This window comes from Variovorax sp. P1_H12_2, from assembly GCF_056405335.1.
In genome coordinates this window covers 1-4,491 of record NZ_JBFUCI010000480.1, presented here as the reverse complement: position 1 = coordinate 4,491, position 4,491 = coordinate 1, and the positions used below count along the sequence as shown (strand labels likewise).

The following is a 4,491-nucleotide window of genomic DNA, read 5'->3' as shown; positions in this document are numbered from 1 at the left end:
GCGCCGCGCCGGGCCGCCCCAAGCAAGCTCGCACCGCAGTGCGCAGCACGAAGGTATTCCCATGAGCGCTATTCCAGCAATGATCCTGGCAGCCGGCCGCGGCGAGCGCATGCGGCCACTGACCGACCACACACCGAAGCCGCTGCTCGAAGTGCACGGCAAGCCGCTGATGCAGTGGCCGATGGATGCGCTGGCCGCGGGCGGCTTCACCGATCTCATCGTGAACACGGCCTGGCTGGGCGAGCAGATCGAGGCGCGCTTCGGCAGCCGGCACGGCGCGGCCGCACTGCGCTACTCGCACGAAGGCCGCGACTTCGGCGGCGCGCTCGAGACCGCGGGCGGCATCGTGCGCGTACTGCCGGCGCTGGGCGAGGTGTTCTGGGTGGTCGCGGGCGACGTGTTTGCGCCGGAATTCGCCTTCACCCAGCAGGCGGTCGACCGCTTCGCGGCGAGCGGGCGACTGGCGCATCTTTGGTTGGTGCCGAATCCGCCGCACAACCCGTCCGGGGATTTCGGCATCGCCGCCGATGGCAGCGCATTGGCGGATTCGCCGCGCAAGCACACTTTCTCGACCATCGCGCTGTACCGGGCCGGCCTGTTCGCGCCGCCGTTCTGCGCGATGCCGTCGGGCAACGCCTGCGGAACGAAGGCGGCGCTGGCGCCGCTGTTGCGCGCCGCCATGGCCGCCGGCACCGTCAGCGCCGAGCTCTATGCAGGACCGTGGACCGACGTCGGAACGCCGGAACGCCTCGCGGCGCTGAATGCATCGGGGCCGGCCATGCCGGGCGCACAAATAAAACGGCCCGCGTGAAGCGGGCCGTTCCATGCATGCCGGTGTGCCGGCCGTTCTACGGGATCGCGATCAGGGCACGTTGGCCGTCTTGAGGTGGAACGGCTTGCCAGGCAGGGCCATGGCGCCGCCGTACTCGATGCCGATGGCGCCCGTGGGCGTCACGGGGCACCCGTTGGGCGCCGGGCAGGCCTTGCCGTCGMTGAAGATCACCGGTCCGTAGCGGTAGTTCCTGATGGCCTTGCCGGCGTAGTCGGCCACGCTCACGATGTTGTTCGAGTTGGCGAAGTTGTCCGCGTCCTCGATCGAGATCGGATCGATCATGCGCGTGTCCTGCAAGGTGCGCACGATGCTGCCGCTGTTGCCGTTGGACGCAAAGCGCACCCACGAGATCTTGCGGTCGCCGCGCGAACTCACCAGCACCTGCTGCGACAGCGGATCGATGYTGCTGCTGCTGGTGTTGGTCGGCTCCGCCTTGGACGTCGCGATCGAGGTCGGATTGCGCCCGAGGCCSGTGACCGTGCCAACCTCCGTGAAGGCATTCGGCGAGGGCGCCGGGGCCGCACCGCCCGAGGCATAGCCGTCGAGGCTGTAGATGTGCATCGTGCCGTCCTGCGTCGCGAYCCAGGCGCGCRTCGCACTGCCGTAGAGGCTGGTCTTCACCGCCGTGGGCCGGCCCGACAGCGACACCGTCTTCGCCACCGTCGGMAYCTGCGAAGKYTSCTGMGYGAAGGTGTAGGGCCACTGGTTGTCGGCCTGCCCGAGGCTCGCCATCCTCGACGTGAAGGTCGCCAGGTCGCCCCCGAAGTAGACGYTGTTGACGTAGGTGAACAACGGCTTCAGGTCGATGAAGGCCRCCTTCTGCTCCGACTTGGAGATCACCACCGCCACGCCGCTCTTGGGGTACCGGCCGTAGTTGCTGCCGCCGCTCAGGAAGCTCTGGCGGTTGGTCTGGCTGGTCAGCGGCGTCCTGTAGCCCAGGAAGACGCCGTCGGGGAGCAGGGYRCCCCACTGGTCCATGCCCGTGGTGACCGAGATCTCGGTCGGCGCCGTCATGCCCGGCAGGTCGACATAGCCCAGGATCTTCATGAAGGCGATGACYCCCACATTCATCAGACCGGGGTACGGTGMARCCCACTCGTTCCAGTAGTCGATGTYRKTCKYCTTRTAGGGATCGCAGTTRTTGCACAGGCCGGCCAGCGCRACCACCGCGACCTGGCCCTTGAGGGCGGTCGTGTCCCAGACCGTGACCAGCGCGAATTCGCTGTTGTTGGTCACCGCGATGCCGGTCGGTACCTTGTTGGCCGGCAGTTTCACCGTCGTCTGGGTGCTCGAGGTGTTGGAGCCGGTGGTGCCGATCAGGCCATTCTGGTAGACCACCAGGCTCTGGTTGCAGAAGCCCGAACGCCCGCTGCACCGGCCCACCGCCACCGGATCCCCGTTGACGAGGCCGGCGGCCTTGTAGGCCTTCGCATTGATGCTGTCGAGGTTGCCRCCCGYCGCGCCGCCGATCGTCCAGCTGATCTGGGGCGTCTGCGCGAAGACGTTGTACTGGTAGCCCGACACCTGAATGTCGGTGGCCCCCATGCGTTGCGTCGAGTCATCCGCGACGTACGCCAGGTTGGCCCAGTTCGTGGAATAGAGGCCGGCGTCGGATTGCGGCGGACCGGCGATCTGCCAGGTGCCCGCCAAAGCGCCGCGACCCGGGATGTCGAGCGGATTGGCCGCGTCTTTCGCAACCAGCGTCGGAATGCCCGCGTTGCCCACTGCGTAGGACGCGGCATCCGGACCGTAGCGATAGGCCAGGCCGGCGTCCTTGCCCATTTTGGCCGCCATGTCGCGATAGGCAGAGGCCGAGATCGCCTGCGAGCCGTCGACGATGTCTTCGGGTAATGCCGAGCCCGCTGCGAGAGCACTGCCGCTGCCGGTGGTGGTCGCCGCTTGCGCCGTCGAACCTGCTGCCGCGGTCCCGGTCCCGGTTCCGGTTCCGGTACCAAGAGCAGCGAGCCCTCCGCCGCCTCCACCCCCGCCACCACCACCACAGCCCGCCAGCACGGCTGCGGCTACTGCGAGCAAAATCGTGCTCTTGTGTAGAACTTTCAACAAAACACCTCCAAAATAACGAGTTGGGGGTTTGTACGTGGGAGAGGTCCGACTGGGCAACCGTTCTTTCAAATCCTTTCCTGATGTTTTTCGCCCGCTCCCTGGCGGTGTTACATCCGTAGCGCATAGTGACCTTATGACCGCAACTTATCAAGCCTCCCGCCGATCACAACTTTCTTCTCATATTGAAAAGGGCGGCATTGCCATCATCCCGACGGCACCGGAGCGGCAGCGCAATCGCGACAGCGACTTCCTGTACCGGCACGACAGCTACTTCTATTACCTGACGGGCTTCACCGAGCCGAATGCCTGGCTGGTGCTCTCCGGCGACGGGCGATCGACGCTGTTCTGTGCCCCCAAGGACCTGGAGCGCGAGATCTGGGACGGCTACCGGCTGGGCCCGGAGGCTGCGCCGGCGGCGCTGGGCGTGGACGAGGCCTTCTCGATCGAGGAGCTCGATACCCGGCTGCCCCGCCTGCTCGAGAACAAGAGCGTCGTCTGGTATCCGTTCGCGACCCACAAGGGCCTGGAGACACGGGTCGACGGCTGGCTCTCCGCCGTGCGCGGGCGCGTGCGCTACGGCGCGCTGTGCCCCGAAGCGCAGCGCGACCTGTGCGGCCCGCTGGACGAAATGCGGCTGGTGAAGGATGCCGCCGAGCAGGACACCATGCGCCGCGCGGCCCAAATCAGCGCCAGAGCCCATGTCCGCGCGATGCAGTTGTCGGCGCGCATGCTGCGCGAAGGCCGGGAAGTGCGCGAGTACCACCTCGATGCCGAGCTGCTGCATGAATTCCGCCTCGGCGGCTCGCAGTACCCGGCCTACGGCTCGATCGTCGCGGCGGGCGCCAATGCCTGCGTGCTGCACTATCGCGCCGATACGGCGCCGGTGCGCGACGGCGAACTGGTACTGATCGACGCCGGCTGCGAGCTGGACGGCTATGCCAGCGATATCACCCGCACCTTTCCGGCCAACGGCAGGTTCACCGGCCCGCAGCGCGCCCTGTACGACCTGGTGCTGGCCAGTCAGGACGCCGCCGTGGCGGCGACCCGGGCGGGACAGCGCTTCACCGATCCGCACGACGCCACCGTGAGGGTGCTGTCGCAGGGCATGCTGGACCTGGGGCTGCTCGACGCCAACAAGGTCGGCGGTGTCGACGACGTGATCGAGAAGCGCGCCTACTTCCCTTTCTATATGCACCGCACCGGCCACTGGCTCGGCATGGACGTACACGATTGCGGCAGCTACATCGAGCCCACGCAGCTCGGCGAAGTGAGCGAGCGCAGGGACCCGCTGTCCAACGAACTGATCCAGAACCGGCCCAGCCGGATCCTGCATCCGGGGATGGTGCTGACCATCGAGCCCGGCATCTACGTGCGGGCGGCCCAGGGCGTGCCGGAACAGTTCCACAACATCGGCATCCGCATCGAAGACGACGCCATCGTCACCGAGACCGGGTGCGAGCTGATCTCGCGCGGCGTGCCCGTCAAGGCCGACGAGATCGAAGCGCTGATGCGCGACTGATGCGGGCGCCGGGCCGAAGCAGGACGTTCAGGCCGCTGCCGCCGCCAGGTGCCCGCGCGTGAAGGCCTCCTCGAAG

The 4,491-nt window shown here is 67.3% G+C and carries 3 protein-coding genes; 2 read left to right on the top strand and 1 reads right to left on the bottom strand.

Going from position 1 to position 4,491, the window contains the following annotated elements:
- Positions 1–79: 79 nt before the first annotated feature.
- Positions 80–811, top strand: a complete 732-nt coding sequence (locus AC1D2K_RS30570) for a nucleotidyltransferase family protein (RefSeq protein WP_478093667.1) — start codon at positions 80–82, stop codon at positions 809–811.
- Positions 812–862: 51 nt separating this feature from the next.
- Here AC1D2K_RS30570 and AC1D2K_RS30565 read toward each other — a convergent pair whose 3' ends face one another.
- Positions 863–2,626, bottom strand: a complete 1,764-nt coding sequence (locus AC1D2K_RS30565) for a hypothetical protein (RefSeq protein ID WP_478093666.1) — start codon at positions 2,624–2,626, stop codon at positions 863–865.
- Between the two features lie 403 nt (positions 2,627–3,029).
- Here AC1D2K_RS30565 and AC1D2K_RS30560 point away from each other — a divergent pair, with 403 nt between their 5' ends.
- Positions 3,030–4,415 (top strand): aminopeptidase P N-terminal domain-containing protein, encoded by a 1,386-nt coding sequence (locus AC1D2K_RS30560; protein ID WP_478093664.1) that lies wholly within the window; start codon positions 3,030–3,032, stop codon positions 4,413–4,415.
- Positions 4,416–4,491: the final 76 nt, after the last annotated feature.